This is a genomic window from Butyrivibrio sp. DSM 10294, assembly GCF_028539135.1.
In the GTDB taxonomy this organism is placed as follows: Bacteria; Bacillota; Clostridia; order Lachnospirales; family Lachnospiraceae; genus Butyrivibrio.
In genome coordinates, this window is the sequence record NZ_JANSWL010000077.1 from 171,794 (window position 1) to 188,218 (window position 16,425).

Annotated in this window: 13 protein-coding genes; 8 read left to right on the forward strand and 5 right to left on the reverse strand. The window is 43.6% G+C overall.

Translation table 11 applies throughout. The features are described 5' to 3' along the window. Positions 1-33 precede the first annotated feature (33 nt). The 6 genes from NXH67_RS09980 to NXH67_RS10005 all read left to right on the forward strand — a co-directional run bounded on the left by NXH67_RS09980 (position 34) and on the right by NXH67_RS10005 (position 8,490). Positions 34-2,337 (forward strand): ABC transporter substrate-binding protein, encoded by a 2,304-nt coding sequence (locus NXH67_RS09980; protein WP_022776860.1) that lies wholly within the window; start codon positions 34-36, stop codon positions 2,335-2,337. A gap of 204 nt (positions 2,338-2,541) precedes the next feature. After that, the gene (locus NXH67_RS09985) at positions 2,542-3,594 is read left to right on the forward strand and encodes an ABC transporter permease (RefSeq protein WP_022776859.1); all 1,053 of its coding nucleotides are present in this window, start codon (positions 2,542-2,544) and stop codon (positions 3,592-3,594) included. A gap of 17 nt (positions 3,595-3,611) precedes the next feature. Beyond that, on the forward strand, positions 3,612-5,717 hold the full coding sequence (locus NXH67_RS09990) for an ABC transporter permease subunit (protein ID WP_272797295.1): 2,106 nt from the start codon (positions 3,612-3,614) through the stop codon (positions 5,715-5,717). A 12-nt stretch (positions 5,718-5,729) separates the two neighbouring features. Then, on the forward strand, positions 5,730-6,722 hold the full coding sequence (locus NXH67_RS09995; protein ID WP_022776857.1) for an ABC transporter ATP-binding protein: 993 nt from the start codon (positions 5,730-5,732) through the stop codon (positions 6,720-6,722). Beyond that, positions 6,709-8,229 carry an ABC transporter ATP-binding protein gene (locus NXH67_RS10000; protein ID WP_022776856.1) on the forward strand — a complete coding sequence of 507 codons (1,521 nt, stop codon included), beginning with the start codon at positions 6,709-6,711 and terminating at the stop codon, positions 8,227-8,229. Before NXH67_RS09995 ends, NXH67_RS10000 begins: the two co-directional genes overlap by 14 nt. 9 nt (positions 8,230-8,238) lie before the next feature. Beyond that, positions 8,239-8,490 carry a hypothetical protein gene (locus NXH67_RS10005; protein WP_272797296.1) on the forward strand — a complete coding sequence of 84 codons (252 nt, stop codon included), beginning with the start codon at positions 8,239-8,241 and terminating at the stop codon, positions 8,488-8,490. A gap of 97 nt (positions 8,491-8,587) precedes the next feature. Here NXH67_RS10005 and NXH67_RS10010 read toward each other — a convergent pair whose 3' ends face one another. Next, a complete protein-coding gene (locus NXH67_RS10010) occupies positions 8,588-9,313 on the reverse strand; it encodes a hypothetical protein (RefSeq protein WP_022776854.1) in 726 nt (241 codons plus the stop codon). A gap of 158 nt (positions 9,314-9,471) precedes the next feature. Between NXH67_RS10010 and NXH67_RS10015 the strand changes: the two genes are divergently transcribed. After that, entirely contained in the window at positions 9,472-9,723 is a 252-nt protein-coding gene (locus NXH67_RS10015; RefSeq protein ID WP_022776853.1) for a hypothetical protein, read from the forward strand. A gap of 110 nt (positions 9,724-9,833) precedes the next feature. Here the strand turns inward: NXH67_RS10015 and NXH67_RS10020 are convergent, their stop codons facing one another. Both NXH67_RS10020 and NXH67_RS10025 read right to left on the reverse strand, forming a co-directional pair. Continuing rightward, positions 9,834-10,007 (reverse strand): hypothetical protein, encoded by a 174-nt coding sequence (locus NXH67_RS10020; protein WP_022776852.1) that lies wholly within the window; start codon positions 10,005-10,007, stop codon positions 9,834-9,836. 222 nt (positions 10,008-10,229) lie between these two features. After that, a complete protein-coding gene (locus tag NXH67_RS10025; protein ID WP_272797297.1) occupies positions 10,230-11,693 on the reverse strand; it encodes a methyl-accepting chemotaxis protein in 1,464 nt (487 codons plus the stop codon). Between the two features lie 253 nt (positions 11,694-11,946). On the opposite strand from NXH67_RS10025, the gene NXH67_RS10030 reads away from it, so the two are divergent. Next, on the forward strand, positions 11,947-14,016 hold the full coding sequence (locus tag NXH67_RS10030; protein WP_022776850.1) for a methyl-accepting chemotaxis protein: 2,070 nt from the start codon (positions 11,947-11,949) through the stop codon (positions 14,014-14,016). Positions 14,017-14,119: 103 nt separating this feature from the next. On the opposite strand, the gene glgD is transcribed toward NXH67_RS10030, so the two are convergent. Next, positions 14,120-15,238, reverse strand: a complete 1,119-nt coding sequence (gene glgD, locus NXH67_RS10035; RefSeq protein ID WP_022776849.1) for a glucose-1-phosphate adenylyltransferase subunit GlgD — start codon at positions 15,236-15,238, stop codon at positions 14,120-14,122. After that, positions 15,238-16,380 carry a glucose-1-phosphate adenylyltransferase gene (locus NXH67_RS10040; RefSeq protein WP_022776848.1) on the reverse strand — a complete coding sequence of 381 codons (1,143 nt, stop codon included), beginning with the start codon at positions 16,378-16,380 and terminating at the stop codon, positions 15,238-15,240. Before NXH67_RS10040 ends, glgD begins: the two co-directional genes overlap by 1 nt. Positions 16,381-16,425 lie beyond the last annotated feature (45 nt).

The following is a 16,425-nucleotide window of genomic DNA, read 5'->3' on the forward strand; positions in this document are numbered from 1 at the left end:
GATTACATATAAATAAAAAAACGGGAGGCAAATATGAAAAAGAAAGCACTTGTATCTCTGCTTGCTCTTTCCATGGTAGTTGGTTCATTATCAGCTTGCGGAAAGCAGACACCTGCAGAGACAACACCGGACACTCAGGTTACTGAGGAACAGCCAGCTGACACAGCTGCAGATGCAGCAACAGAAGCGGCTGAAGAAGTAGTTGAAGAAGAGAACGTATCAACTGCTGATGAGCCTTCATCAATTCAGATGATCGAAGGTAAAGAGTATGGAGAGGATAAGGATTATGTATCTCTCTATGACAAGTTTGGGAAGCAGATCACAATCAATGATGTAACAGAGGATGAGTCCACAGGACTTGCATACCTCAATGTTGACGGCGAGAGCTATGAGCTCGGTCTTGACTTCCTTTCAATGGCAATGGTTTACAACACCACTACAGAAGGAACAAGCTTCGCTACAGAAGATGAAGTATACGCTGAGTGGTGGAAATACTACATCACACGTTGGAATCACCTTCTTCCTGAGATTCCTCTTTACTCAAACGAGTACTATGATCTCTACAACGCAGCTATCAAGGGCGTAGACAAGTTCCCTACCAACCCTTACTGGGATCCTGCAAGAGCACTTATCGACTGGACTTCAGAGAAGGATGACAACTCAATCATCCTGGGAAGCTCAACAGACCTTTCAGGTAAGTTCAGATACGCAATCTTCGGTGCAAGCTCACCCGGATCAGCTGACCTTGACATTCAGAACCTTACAAACGGTCTTGAGACTGTAGCTCCTACCAAGGAAGGCGGTTATGTTGTTAACGATACTGTTGTAGACAGCTTCGATGATACAGATAACGATGACGGATCCAAGACATACACAATCAAGATCAAGGATGACCTTGTATTCTCAGATGGTTCACCTATCAAGGCTAAGAACTATCTCTACAGAGTACTTGCATTCTCAACTCCTGTAGCTGCTGAGGCTGCCGGCAAGGATCACAGAGCTCTTATGAACTTTGTTGGTTTCGACGCATTCAACAAGTATGACGGAACAAACGATGGTGTTGATGATGCATCTAAGATTATGAAGGGTGTTCGTCTTATCGACGATTACACATTCTCTGTAACAGTAGATCCTCAGTACCTTCCTTATTTCTATGCAATCACATACGCTTCACTTTATCCATCACCCAAGGAGCTTTGGCTTGGTGACTTCGATATCGCTGATGACGGTGAGGGTGTTTACATTGAGGATGGCTTCTATGAGAAGAACGGTGACAGCTTCAAGATGGCTGCACACATCACAGAGTCTTCCAATAACACAGATACCAAGTATCCTTACTCAGGTCCTTACGTAGTTAAGTCCTTCGATGCAGGCGACAAGTCAGCAGTTCTTGAGATCAACGAGAACTTCAAGGGTAACTACGAGGGTGTTAAGCCTTCAATCCAGAAGGTAATCTACAAGAAGGTTATCGCTGAGACACAGCTTGAGGACTTCAAGGCAGGCGGTGTAGACGTTCTTGCAGCTATCACAGGTGGTTCTGCAACAGACGAAGCTATCGCACTTGCTGATGGTTCCGACGGCGCATATGTTTACACACACTATTCAAGAGCTGGTTATGGTAAGCTTGGCTTCCGTAACGACTTTGGTCCTGTACAGTACACAGCAGTTCGTCAGGCTATCGCATTCTGCATGGACAGAGCTACATTTGCTAAGGACTTCACCGGTGGTTACGGCGGAGTTGTAGACGGACCTTACTATGCAGGTTCTTGGATGTACAAGCAGGCTGTTAGCCAGGGCATGCTCCTTGATGCTTATGATACATCCGTAGATTCAGCTATTGAAGTTCTTGAGAACGACGGTTGGGTATACAACGCAGAAGGTGGCGAGTACACTGAGGGCGTTCGTTATAAGAAGATTGCAGGCGATGTTGCTACAGAGAAGGATAAGAACTATCAGTCAATCGATGGTGCTTACAAGACTGTAGAGGTTAACGGTGACTACTACATGCCTCTTGCACTTAACTGGTACGGTACTGTTGACAACGAGTTCTCAGATCTCCTTGTAACAGGTTTCGAGCAGAACGACAACATTGCAGCAGCCGGTTTCGTAGTTCAGAAGACAACCGGTGACTTCGCTCCCATGCTTGATGAGCTCTATCAGCAGCAGGTATACGGCTACTACAGCGGAACACCTCTTTACACTTGCTTCAACTTTGCAACTGGTTTCAACTCAGCTGTATATGACTATTCATTCAATATGACAATCGATCCTAGCATGTACGATGACAATTCTCAGTACTACATCAAGGACAAGGCAGATATTTATTGGAACAAATAATTTCTACTTCCATTATTTGTAGAAATGTGTTAATATGAGTAACTGACTTATGGTCCACGGTCATGATGAAGTATATCGTGACCGTGGATTTATGTTGGTTTAACGAGTTAAAGATTTAAATTGATAGATTGATTATGACTTCGAATATTTCTGCCCGGATCAGGGTAGTTTATATAGAAAGATATTTTTAGGAGGTTTCATCAAATGGGAAAGTATATCCTTAAGAGAATTGGCTATATGCTGGCTGTTCTTGTAGTATTATCTTTTATACTATTCCTTATATACAATCTGGTTCCAAACAACAGAGCTTACACAGATGCAAAAGCAGAGATGACTACAATGAAAACTCGTCTTCGTAATGCCAGTGAAGCTGAAAAAGAGAAGATGTTTGAGGATTTGTATGTGGAATATCAGCGTAAGTACGGTACTGATACCAAAAACATGGTTGTTAAGTATCTTAGATGGATAGGCTTCATGCCAAACTATTACGGAGAGTACTCCGGACTTATTCAGGGAGATTTCGGTTATTCTTATGAGCTTAAGGATGACGTTATTAACGTTGTTAAACAGCCGATGAAGAATACTGTTTTCATAAATATTTTTGCAACTATCCTGGCACTTGGAATCACAATCCCTCTTGGAATTGTCTGTGCCGTTAAGAAGGGAAGCAAAGGCGATCAGGTAATGCAGGTGGTAACCATCATCGGTTATTCACTTCCTTCCTTCGTTACAGCTATCCTCTTCGTATGGATCTTCTGCTCACTGCTTGGAATATTCCCTCCCAGTGGTATGAAGACACCGGGAAGTAACTACACAGGATGGAAGTGGTTCACAGACAGAATGTACTACATGGCACTTCCTCTTATTACTATGACATTCTGCTCACTGGGTTCTATGACAAGATACGTTAGAGCTTCTATGATCGATGCTCTTTCCCTTGACTGCATCAGAACTGCAAGAGCTAAGGGTGTTACAGAGAAGGCAGTTATCTACTCCCATGCGTGGAGAAATGCTCTTATTCCTATTGTTACACTTGTTGTAGGATGGTTCCTTGGTATTTTCGGCGGATCACTTATGTTTGAGAATATCTTTGGTATCAACGGAATGGGTAAGCTGATGATCCAGTCACTTCGTACACAGGACTTTGACGTAGTTGTACTGTTACAGCTTTTCTATGTTGCTATTTCTCTTATAGGCAACCTGATAATCGATATTGTATACGGACTTGTTGACCCCAGAGTCAGAGTAAGCGCCTAAGGAGCATGGAGATTGAGATGAAAAAGAAGAATTTTTTTAGTCGTATGTGCGGTTGGGTACGCAGAGCATTCTTCGGCGGAAGCAGAGAACTTGCTAATTCCGTGGATGTTGAAGAAGTAGTAACCCCAATTCAGCAGATAATCAGAAATTTCATGGAACGCAAGCTCGCTGTTGGAGCATTATGCGTGGTTATAGGTATGTTCTTGCTGGTATTTATCGGACCGCTTTTCATGCCAAAATATTATGATTCTTATACTGAAGTTACACAGAAAAACGTTGCTCCCACACTGAGCATGATGAAGGTTCCCTCAGAACTTAAGAATGATATCAAGATGATCGACAGCTATGGTTCATTCTCAGTAGGACTTTCAAATGCAGGTAAGGTTTATGTTTGGGGAGCTACACAGCTTGGAACAACCGGTATCAATATCGGTGAGATTCCTGAGTCTGTACAGAATGACAAGATTGCTTATGTAGCAGCAGGTATCGACCATATCATCGCCATCAGTGAGACCGGTAAGGTTTATGGCTGGGGTTCCAACAAGCATGGCCAGTATGTTACAACTGATAAGGAAGTTCTTGAGATGCTTGAAGAGGCTGAGGAGTCAGTCAGCGATGAGGACGCTGCTCTTCTTGAAGAGGCTGGTGTTTCTGCAGCAGAGGAGTCTTCTGAGGAAGGCGCCGAAGTAGAGGAAGCAGCTGCTGAAGAAGTTGCTGCCGAGGTTGAAGAAAACAAGGAAATCGATAAGGATGTTTCTGTAGGAGAGAACATCATTTCTATGCCTACAGAGCTTGTAACAGGAACAATTGATGTTGCCAATGTTAAGAAGCTTGTTTGCGGATATCAGTGTACTGCTATCCTTATGAACGACGGTAAGCTTTATATTTGGGGTAATACCAATGCTTATCAGAATATCAACAGCTTTGTTGATAAGGATGGACTTATTGACATCGACTTTACACTTAACTATATAGTTGGTCTTACCGAGCAGGGTACATCTGTTTACACAGGTAAGAGAGGCCTTTACGATCAGTATCGTGCCAACATCAATTCTTCCGCCAAGGCTTCCAAGAAGTTCTTGAACGGAAGAAAGATCACATCAATTTATGCAACAAACAATCACCTTTGCGGTTTGTTGGATGACGGAAGCCTGTTCTTTGCAGGTAACTTCCCTCAGGACTCAGTTCCTATGCCTCAGCTTCATGAGGGTGAGACAATTGAGCAGCTTGCTGCCGGAACCTATCACTATACAGCTCTTACTTCTGAGGGCAGAGTGCTTTCATGGGGCGGTTCAACACTTAACCAGACAGATGTTCCTGCAGATGTAAACGGCAAGACTGCTAAGATCTTTGCCGGTGCTTTCCAGAGCTACGCTGTTGATTCAAATAATTCACTTGTTGGCAAGTGGGGACTTAAGGGATACTTATTCGGAACCGACGGATACGGCGCAGATATCTTCCAGCGTATTATCCAGGGTGGTAAGATGACCATGACCATCGGTGCTGTAGCGGTTATCATCTCTACAATCATCGGTATTATCGTTGGATGTCTTTCCGGATACTTCGGAGGAGCTGTTGATATCATCCTCATGCGTGTGGCAGAGATTTTTGCAGCTATTCCTTTCCTTCCTTTCGCACTTATCCTTTCAGCTATCATGGCTCAGATGGATATTTCAGAGAATGAGAAGATCTTTATCCTGATGGCTATCCTTGGTATCCTTACCTGGACAGGTCTTGCACGAATGGTTAGAGGACAGGTTCTTGTTGCCCGTGAGAATGAGTATGTTACGGCTGCCAAGGCTATGGGTGTAAGAGAGGGACGTATTGCTTTCAGACACATCCTGCCTAACATCGTATCAATCATCTTCGTTACACTGACCCTGGATTTTGCAACCTGTATGCTTACAGAGTCATCACTTAGTTACCTTGGATTCGGTGTTACCTATCCCAGACCTACCTGGGGTAACATGCTTAATGGTGCCAACAATTCAACCATTATCAAGAACTACTGGTGGCAGTGGGTATTTACATCATTATTCCTTGCAGTTACCTGTATTTGTATAAACATTGTAGGTGATACGCTTCGAGATGTAATGGATCCAAAATCTGACCGTGATAAATAAGGGAGTATAAAGATGGCTTTATTAGAATTAAAAGATTTACATACCTTTTTTAGAACAAAAAAGGGCATAGTTAGAGCTGTCAACGGTGTTTCCTATTCGGTTGATGAAGGAAAGACCATTGGCGTAGTAGGTGAGTCCGGATCCGGTAAGAGTGTATCTGCCATGAGTATTCTGCAGCTTCTTGACGGTAACGGATATATTGACAGCGGTGAGATCCTTTTCGAAGGAAAAGACCTTACCAAGCTTTCAGAGAAAGAAATGTACAAGGTTCGTGGTAACGACATCTCAGTTATTTTCCAGGAGCCTATGACAAGCTTAAACCCTGTATTTACTGTTGAGAGACAGGTTAGTGAGCCTTTCATCATCCATCAGGGAATGAACAAGAAAGAGGCAGCTGAGAAGGTTATCGAGATGCTTAAGGACGTTAAGATCCCTAACCCTCATATCGTTGCCAAGCAGTATCCTCATCAGCTTTCAGGTGGTATGAGACAGCGTGTTATGATCGCTATGGCTCTTGCCTGCAAGCCCAAGCTTCTTATTGCCGATGAGCCTACAACTGCGCTGGATGTTACAATTCAGGCACAGATCCTTAAGCTCATGAATGACCTTAAGACTGAGTACAATACATCAATCATTTTCATTACTCATGACCTTGGTGTTATCAGACAGATCGCTGATACCATCGCCGTTATGTACTGCGGACAGGTTGTTGAGCTGACAGATGCTGAGACTGTATTCCATGTTTCAGAGTACTCACATCCATATACTGAAGGACTTATGGTTTCCATTCCGAGACTTGATACTCCTTCCAACCAGAGACTTGATGCTATCCCGGGAGCAGTACCTCATCCTCTTAAGCTTCCCAAGGGATGCAAGTTCGCACCTCGTTGCAAATATGCTACCGAGAAGTGCATGAACGAAGAGCCACCGCTTACCAAGGTACGCGAGGGCCAGTTAGTAAGATGTTTCTATGCTAGAAAGGAGGATCGTCATGCCACAAAATGATAAAGTCCTTCTGAAGATCACAAACTTAAAGCAGTATTTCCCCGTTGGTAAAAAGGGAATGTACGTAAAGGCCAACGATGGCATTTCACTTGATATTTACGAAGGCGAGACCCTTGGTCTTGTAGGTGAGTCAGGATGTGGTAAGTCCACATTTGGACGTACACTTCTTCAGCTTTACCGTCAGACAGACGGAAGAACAATGTACTATGGTTCTTCTCTGGATGAGCTTGCACCTAAGTATGTAAAGAAGACTGTTTCTAATCTTACCAAGCTCAAGAAGAAAATGAATGAGTATCAGGCTGATTATGAAAAGGCTCAGAAAGAGTACGATGCAGCCGATGATAAGAAGAAACTTCAGCTTCACACTGACCTTATGGCCAAGAAGAAAACTGCAGAGGATGCATACCTCAACATCGTTAACCTTGTTGGTGGTTTCATCGTTGCAGATGATCTTGCTCCCATCGAGAAGATCTATATGGAGAGATACAATGCCTGTGCTCAGCTTTCCAAGGACATTGGCAAGTATCAGTCAGCTAAGCTTGATTATGACGAGCTTGAGTACGTTGTAAACAAGAAGGGCGACAAGGCAACAGATTCAGAAAAGAACAAGCTTGCTTCTCTTAAGAAGAAGGCGGATTCTTTCGAGCAGTCCATGAAGGATGATCAGAACATCATCGCCGGTATCGATAAGAGAATCGAGGAACTTAGACAGAACTATAAGAGCAATGCTGAGTTTGATAAGCATGAAGCTTGCAGAGACGAGGGTATCGACCTTGCAAGACTCTCCTACAACGAGGTTCGTCTCATAAGAGATCAGCTTCAGTATATCTTCCAGGATCCATATTCATCACTGAATCCCAGAATGACTGTAGGAACCCTTATCGGAGAAGGTCTTAAGGCTCACAGCTACTGCAAGAAAGACAACGAGAGAATGCAGGACATGGTTATCAAGATCATGGAAGAGTGTGGTCTCGCAGGCTATTTCGTTAACAGATTTGCTCACCAGTTCTCCGGTGGACAGAGACAGCGTATCGGTATCGCACGAAGCCTTGCCGTTAACCCTAAATTCGTTGTATGTGATGAGGCGGTTTCAGCTCTTGATGTTTCAATTCAGTCACAGATCCTGAACCTTTTGTCAGATCTTAAGGAGCAGAAGAACCTTACATACCTTTTCATCACACATGACCTTTCCGTTGTTAAGTATATCTCCGACAGAATCGGTGTTATGTATCTTGGTAACCTGGTTGAGCTTGCTACTTCAGAAGACATTTTTGCTTCACCTGCTCATCCTTACACCAAGGCGCTTTTGGAATCAATTCCCACAACAGAGGAGAAGAAGGATCTGGTTGTTCTCGAAGGAGATATCCCCAGCCCTGTTAACCCTCCTAAGGGATGTAAGTTCCACACAAGATGTAAGTACTGCACAGAGATCTGTGAGCATGTAGTTCCAGATTGGGAGGAGATTTCTCCTAATCACTTCGTAGCTTGTCACCATAAGCTCGTATAAGGTAATTGTATGTGGTGGAATAGAAAAGTAGACAGACTGTTCAAAGTAAATAAGGACAAGAAGGAGAGTACTCCCGATATCTATGACGATGAGTACTATGATCCAAATGAGGACAGGATAGAGCCTACGGTGGGAGATAATCTTGAAAAAGGTGATCTCTTTGCCATGATAGTGTCGGCCTGGATAACCATAGTACCCATAAGCATTGGTATTCTTGTTGGAATCGTACTGCTGGCATGGCTGTTGCTTGGTCTGTTCTGATAGGCTTATAAATAGACATAATAATACCCCGAAATTCCTGATATGGAATTTCGGGGTGTTTTGTTATCTTGGATCAGATAATATCAGCTATTGTCGATTATTGTACAGAGGTCTCTTCTGCGGCTGTTGTAGCTCCTTCAGCGGCGCTGAGATAATCTGTTACGCCTGTTACGAGATAAGTGCCTGTATCGGCGTTTTTTTCAAGTTTAAGGGCTATTGCATAGTCCTGAGGTGCGGAAGCCTTAATAAGGTCTTCATAGGTCTGCAAAGCTACGAGAAAGACATCATTAAGTATCTTGGACTGAGTGGCTTCTTCGCCCTGCTCCGCGTAGAGAGTGGCAATCTCTTCTTCGTGTTCGGAAGAGTAGGCGCCTGCGGCCTCCATTACCTTCTCGGAGGTGGAGCTGCTCTTGATGATATCTACAGGAAAATCAGTGGTTATTGTTGCGATGGCTGTGACAGAACCGTCATCATTGGCGGTAACTTCTTTGACCTCATAGCCTGTTACCATGTTGGAAAAGAGGTTGCAGAACTCATCCAGTTCGCTTAAGGTCTCCGCAGTAAGATCCGAAGTATCCTGACCTGAGAGAATCTGTTCTGCCAGGTATCCGGAATCGAAGAGCTTGACGAAGGTGCCGGATGCAACCTCATCGGTACAGTAGTCATTGATTCCTTCGGTCTGACCTGAAGCAACTACCTTGAGGAAATTGTCGGCAGTATCCTTGGCAGCATTCTTGTCTGCGGAAGATACACATCCCGTGAGAAGAGATATAGATAAACAGACGCCGGTTAAATAAGCGCCGATTTTGCCAAATTTGACCATAAAAAACTCCTTTAATGTTCAGTAATTATAATTCTTGCACAAAGCTTAGTATAGCATAAATGAGACAATTATCCAAAGAGTATCGCAATTGCAACAATTTGATGTTAAAATATGGTTAAGTGTTTTTATTTTAATCTTTGTGTCAAGGAGGGTTTTTAATGAGAGTTCTTTTTAGCGAAGGCGTTGTTAAAGAGGTCACAGCTGTTGAAGTTAAGCCGCTGGACTTTGGCGATGGTCAGATCAGCGGAACAGAAATGGATTTCCTTCTTAGTACCGGTGACAGTATCAAATATATCTACAGCCAGAATGTGGCGATAGAAGAGTCCGGCCAGAGAGCCATTGATTTTGTCAGAGCACTGTACACTAACGGCATTGCAGATTTCTCACACGAGCCTGTTGAGATGCTTTAAGAATATCAACTGAATATTTATATAAAAGGAAAAGGTCCTATGCTCATTCGGCACAGGACCTTTTAATACTGCGTATCTTCCATGGTTTTCTCCGTTTTATTTGAGAAAGATCATCTTTTTCCAAGACAACCCTGGTTTTTAAGTTCGATTAACAAATCAAAAACAACCCCCAATGGCAAACCGGTGATATGAGCAACCTTCTCCGGATCCGGATAGTACTCATCTTCACAGTCGCGTCGGATGCAGTCCATGATTTCCATCTTAACATCACATGTAGCTGTCATACACTGTCTACCTCCTTTCCTGAATAGTCTAATAATTAAGTCGCAGGTAAATCCTGCTCTCTTATATTATATCGTAAAATCGGATAAAAAGTTAATCTTTTTGTAGAAAAAAATTAAAAAATTTATAAATTCATAATATTAAAAAACCTCCGGCAGGACACTTAATTAGTCTCTGCCGGAGGCGGTGAAATTGATTAAATAATGCCAACAAAAGATATTAATTTAATTAGTCTGCATATCCTTAAGCTTATTGGCCTGCTGGAAGATATCTCCCAGGATGCCTTTGAACTCATCAAACTTGGCAACTGCTGCGTCAGAGGAGCGTACGCCCTCATTGGAGAGTGAAGCAACCTCCTGACTGGTAGCTGACAGATTGGAGATACTATCGTTGATCTCTGTGGTTGAGGATGCGATGGATTTCATGCCTTCGCCGATCTCAGCAAAGCGTGACAGCATCTCTGTTACATTTTCGTCAATGCAGTTGAAGTTCTCACCAACGGATTCGATCATTTCGTTCTGCTCGGTAACAGAGTTAACAGTATCGTCGATGCTGGCCATCGCCTTTTGTACATCTTCATTGAGTTCGTTGATGATGTTGGTGATCTGAGTGGAAGCTGTATTGGTTTCCTCAGCAAGTTCTCTTACATCATTAGCTACAACCGCAAAGCCCTTGCCTGCTTCACCGGCTCTTGCAGCCTCTATGCTGGCATTCAGTGCAAGAAGATTGGTCTGCTTGGATATTGACATAATGGAACCAACGATCTTCTGAACTTCTTCAACTTTATTGATAACAGCCTGTGTGGCATCAACGGTAACCTGACTCTGTTCTGATACGTTTTTGGATTTTTCCTTGAGGGCTTTTATTCCCTTTACACCTTCCTCAACAGCTGTTTGTGCATTTTCGGAAGCTGTTGTCATATTCTTGCGGTGCTGCTCGGTGGCATTTGTCTCTTCCTGAATCTCCTGAACTCTCTGGGCCTGGGCGGTGATGGCTTGAGCTGTGCTCTCCATACTGCTGGCGATGTCCTGCATACCTGAATGCTGGGATTCGATGATCTCCTGAAGGGACTGCATGTTGTCCTGAGAGGAATTGAACAGATTGGTTATGTTATTGGCAATCTCAGCCATCTGATTACCGGTGTTCATGGTCTTTTCGGCACTTTCGTTGATCACGGCGTTGTTTTCTTCATTGAATCTTGTAAGAAGTGTTACCGTATACAGGCATGCTATGAAGGCCAGAGCCAGAGTGATAAAGGCCGGTACATGAAGCATATCAAGCGTATGTGTTACGAAGTAGGCTTTCAAACAGGTAATAAGGAAAGAAAGTATAATTGCAGCAATACCTGCCTTACATAGCCTAACATTAAGATATATGATACTGCAGATCAGAATCGGCAGACCAAAGGCGAAATATACCAGGTTATCTTCGGCTATCAGGAGGATGAAATAGAAGATTGTTGAACCTCCCATTATTAGAATGGCTCCTCTTTTGATCGTAGGAAATACCATGTTCCCTGCAAAGACCATTATTCCGGCGATGAGGATGCCAATGAAGATGGCTATTTTTCCTCCGGTAAAGCCTTCACGGAATCCGTTGAAGATATTGATACCCAGACCACACATTAAAATGACCACGGTTACATAGAAACTGCTTCTGTTTGCGCGACGATATTGTTCAGCGTTCATAAAGAGTCCTTTCTGCATAAGCGTAAATAGCACACATATTATCTTAGTATAAATTTTATCACATTAAAGAATACACATTTATTAAAAAACGATTATATATACATCAAAAAAGTAGCTGTACGTTTATCATTATTTAATTTAAATTTACACAATATTAAGACTATATTTGAAGGCAATAATGTAAAATTGAAATAGGATTTTGTGTAACAATTCACAAAACTGATACAAATATTCAGAATAAGGAGCAAGGATTATGAAGAAAATGAGTATTAGGGCAAAGATGTTGTTGTGCATACTCCCGGTTGTTGCAATAGCGATGATTCTTCTGACCTATATTGCAAGCAAAGAGCTGTCATCGCAAATCCAGGTGCAGTCAACGGAAGCGATGAATGCAACCACGCTTGCCGCATCAAAAGAGATGAATGGAAACCTGGAAATTGTCAGAACAACGGCTGTAAATATCGCAGCAATGGTATCCACATCTTATAAGTTTGTGGATATGAAAAGCTACGGAGCCACTCTTTCCAAAATATTGAATGAGAATGACTCCATGCTTGGTTCGGGACTATGGTTTGAGCCAAATGTTTTTGATGAAAATGAAAAATATATTGGCCCCTACTGGTACAAGGAAGGTACTCAGATAGTAGAGACCTGGGACTACAGCAATGCAGAGTATGATTATCTTAGCCAGGAATACTACACTAATGCAAAAGCCTTGTCAGAAGGACAGGCAATCATAACTAATCCTTATTATGATCCGACTTCAGGAAAAGTCATGTCCAGCTGCTCTGCTCCTATTTACGATAACGGAGCATATGTTGGTTGCGTTACAGTTGATATGGAGTTAACTGATATCGCCAATATGGTTAAGGCCATCCAGTTTGGTGAGACAGGAAAAGCTATGCTGGTAGACTCAGTAGGAACATATATTTCCTGCGATAATGAGGACTATGTTATGAATGGCGTAAATATCTCTGCGGATGAAAATGCCGAGCTTGCAGCTCTTGCTGAGATGATCGTTTCCAAGAGTGATGAAGATCCTCAGATGGCAGCCTTCATGGAGAACGGAACCAGAATAATCATAGACTTTGTAAATATCCCGGAAGTTAACTGGAAGCTTATTACCAGAAAGAACATAACAGAGCTGGAAGCTCCTGTTAATTCAGCTGTTCGTAAGCTTACTATCATCTGCGTAATAGCACTTTTGGCAGCCGCAGCAGTTATCTGGACATACGTAATGAGCATCGCCCGCAATATCAATAATGTTAAAAAGTTTGCAGGCGAACTTGCCAGCGGTGACTTTACCGTTGAAAAGATCAAGAGTAAGACTCAGGATGAACTTGGCCAGATGAGTGAGTCATTAAATAACATGTTTGAGAGTAACAAAGATGTTATCACCAAGATCTCCGACGGATCCGTACAGGTATCCGAGACCTCTACAGGTCTTGCAAATATGGCAAACGAGCTGTCCAGTCAGTTCAACAGCATTCAGGGCAATATCTCCGGTGTAAACGATGCCATGATGTCATCAGGTGCCGCAACAGAGCAGGTTAACGCTTCCGTTGAGGAAGTTAACGCATCTGTTCATCAGCTGGCTGCCGAGACAGAGAAGACTAGCAGCGAAGCTGCAGAGATCAAGGCAAGAGCTAAAGAGATTGAGAAAGAATCAAGACAGGCTCACGACTATGCTATTTCCATCGCAGAGCAGAGAGAAGCTGATCTTATTGAAGCTAACGAGAAGGCCAAGATCGTTGATCAGATCGGTACACTTGCCGATACCATCGCAGAGATCGCAGATCAGATCAACCTCCTTTCACTTAATGCAAGTATTGAGGCTGCAAGAGCAGGAGATGCAGGCAAGGGATTTGCGGTAGTTGCTTCTGAGATCAACAAGCTTGCCAGCAGCACATCTGAGGCGGTTGAACAGATCAGAGAAACAATCGACGGCGTACAGGGAGCTTTCGGAACCCTTTCAAGTTCTTCAGGCGAACTCCTTGGATTTATCAAGGATACAGTTACTCCTGATTATGACAAGTTCGTAGGACTTGCTAAACAGTACGGTGATGACGCTGATTCCTTCGGCGGATCCTCCGAGAACATCGCTCAGATGGTTGAGAATATCAGAGCATCTATGGAAGAAGTATCCAAGGCTATTCAGAACATTGCAGAGTCCACTCAGGATACGGCAGATTTGTCAAGCCAAGTGAACGATTCCGTAATGGCTGCGGCAGATGTTGTTTCCAATGTAAATGACATGTCCTCCAAGCAGGAAGCTATCGCAGGAACTCTGGAAGAGATCGTAGGCAAGTTCAAGATCAAATAAGTAATGGAATTAAGATAATAACAATAAGTTTGCTCCTAAAAATATTAAGGGCCGGTTCGTTTCCGAACCGGCCCTTATAGATTGCATTGGTATTGCTGGTGTATTACAGTGTGTCCATTCTGCGGATATATTGAGGCCTTCCGGACTCTCCATGGACATTCTGGGCATGAATGATCTTGGCCCATTTATCAACCACGGCGTTCTCAACGCGGATTCCTTCTTCAATCTGGGCATAAGCCATAATGATGGAATTGCGTACAACAGCGCCTTTCTTGATGGTAACACCACGGCCTATGATGGAATTTTCAACGGTGCCTTCAATCACACAGCCGTTTGAAACAAAGGAATTGGTGACCTTGGAAGTATCGAGATACTTGGTGGGGCAGGAGTCGGTGGTCCTTGTGTAGATGGGCCATTCTGCTCTGAAAAGGTCACTTGCAATGTTGTAATCAAGAAGCTCAAGAGAAGCATTGTAATAGTCATTAAGACTGGTAAGTGCTGCAAAGTAGCCTCTGTGCTGGAAGCCTCTGATATCCATTTCCTTGCACTTGATGTTGACGATGTCAGCAAGAGTGTAGATGGAGGATTCCCAGGCAGCTTCTTTGATAAGATTGATAAATACCTCTTTGCTCATGCAATAGGTATCCATAAATACGTTTTTCTCCTTGGCGGTACCAAGGTTCTTCTCAAGGGATTCAATACCCTTTTGCTTGTTCATGTTAAGAATCTTGCAGCCTCTGAAGTATTCTCTTGCATTATCTACCTTCTGGTAGAGAAGAGTTACATCGGCGCCTGAGGCGATATGAGCATCAAGAACCTGTCTGTAGTCCTGCTTATATACCATGTAGCTGGGAGCGATGATAACGTAGTCCTGATGCATTCTCTGAATAATATCGATATTCTCAAGGAATGCCGAAATATCAGTGTTGTAAATTGAACGGGTAGAACTGTTCTCTGAGAAAAGAAGCTGTATCTTACCGCGCTTGGAGTTGATGTTGTAATGTCTTCCGGATCCTACATGTTCTGCGATGGATCTGGGACGGGAGCGTACATATACCTGGATACGGTTGATGTCGCTGTTACTCATATTGGAGATAGGGAAGTCGATGACCCTGAATCTTCCAAGGAATGAGAAGGAGCCGATAGGGCGGTAATCATGAAGACCCTCTACATATATGCTGCTATCTGCGGAGGATACAATGCCAAATGCTTTTGGTGCCATTATTTGTTACCTCCTTTCACATTTTTTGCAACAAGCAGAATGTTCTCACTGTTTCGCTGACCGACCTTGGCCTTGGCGCCTATTCTTACATTCTCTGCCACAAGTGCTCTTGTGACCACAGCGCCTTCTTCAACGACTACGCCGGGCATGAGTACGGAATCGGTAACCTTCGCTCCGGGAGCCACTACAGCGCCGGTAAAGAGAACTGAATTGGTAACCTGACCTTCAACGCGAACGCCCTGAGTGATATAGGCATGTTTAACCTTGGCATCTTTTCCGATGTACTGAGGAAGAGTGGACACATCCTCGGTGTAGATAAGCCAGGAGGAGTCGTTAAGATTGAGCTCGTTCTTGGGATCCAGAAGATCCATGTTAGCTTCCCAAAGGGAGTCGATGGTTCCCACATCCTTCCAGTAGCCGGAGAACTCATAGGCAACAAGCTTCTTACCTTCGCCAAGCATCCTGGGGATGATATTCTTACCGAAATCGTGATCGGAGTCAGGATTATTCATATCAGCAACAAGCATCTTGCGAAGATTCTTCCAGTTGAAGATATAGATACCCATTGATGCCAGATTGCTCTTGGGCTTGGCGGGCTTTTCTTCAAACTCTACGATCTTGCCCTTGCCATCGGTATTCATGATACCGAAACGACTGGCTTCCTTCATGGGCACGGGACGAACGGCAATGGTAGCGTCGGCGCCCATTTCCTTGTGGTAGGCAAGCATCTTTTCGTAATTCATTTTGTAGATGTGATCTCCCGAAAGAATAAGAAGATACTCGGGATTGTAGTTATCGATAAAATCGATATTCTGAGATATTGCATCAGCGGTTCCGCGATAGACATCAAGCCCCTCATCGGCTTTTTCGCGGGGAGTAAGAACATATACGCCGCTGTCCTTGGAGTCGAGCCCCCAACGTCCGTCCTGAGCAACATAGCTGTTTAAGAGAACGGATTCGTACTGCGTGAGCACACCGATTACATTGATGCCGCTGTTGGCGCAGTTACTAAGTGGAAAGTCGATTATACGGTATTTCCCGCCATAGAAAACTGCGGGCTTGGCCACTTTTGTAGTCAGGTCTTTCAACCTGCTGCCACGACCGCCTGCCAGAATCATGGCTAACATTTCAACTTGAGCCATATTTAGTTTCCCCCCTGTTACTTTTTTTAAAAGAACTCTTGTGAA